Source organism: Duganella sp. BJB476 (assembly GCF_003416895.1).
GTDB lineage: Bacteria > Pseudomonadota > Gammaproteobacteria > Burkholderiales > Burkholderiaceae_D > Rugamonas.
On record NZ_QVIO01000031.1, the window covers coordinates 1 to 690 of the forward strand.

At 70.7% G+C, this 690-nt stretch carries 1 pseudogene; it reads right to left on the bottom strand.

From position 1 onward, the window contains the following. Nucleotides 1-690 (bottom strand): annotated as a pseudogene (locus D0T21_RS31505) (heme utilization protein); the annotation flags it as partial.

A 690-nucleotide genomic window follows, 5' to 3' on the forward strand; every position in this document is an offset into this window, starting at 1 on the left:
CTTGCGCGGTGGTCAGCGCGACGATCTGGCTGGTGGTCAGGCCGAACACGGCGGCGGTGCTCAGCGCGGCGATCTGGTTGGTCGACAGCGCGGCAACCTGTGCCGTGGCCAGGCCCACCAGTTGCGCGCTGCGCAGCACGGCCACGTTGGCGGTGGTCAGGCCGGACAGGTCGGCCGTTTCGATGGCGCCGATGGCGTTGCTGGTCAGCGCGGCAACCTGCGCCGAACCCATGCTGCTCAGCTGGGCCGAGGTCAGTGCGACCACCTGGTCGGTGGTCAGCGCGGCGACGCCGGCGGTGCTCAGCGCGGCCAGCGAGGCGGTGGCCAGGGTGTTGATCTGCTTGGTGGTCAGCGCGGCGGCCTGGGCGGAGCTCAGGGCGGCGATGGCGGCCGTCTTGATGGCCGACAGGTCGGCCGTTTCCAGCGCGGCGATCGAATTGGTCGACAGCGCGGCCACTTGCGCGGTGCTCAGCGCGGCAGCTTCGGTGGTGGTCAGCGCGACGACCTGGTCGGTCGTCAGTGCCTTGACCTGGTTGACGCTCAGGGCGGCGATCGCGTCGGACTTCAGCGCTGCGAAGTCGGCCGTTTCCAGCGCGGCGATGGCGTTGGTGCTCAGGCCGGCCACTTGGGCGGTGCTCAGCGTGCTCGCTTGCGCGGTGGTCAGCGCGACGATCTGGCTGGTGGTCAGGC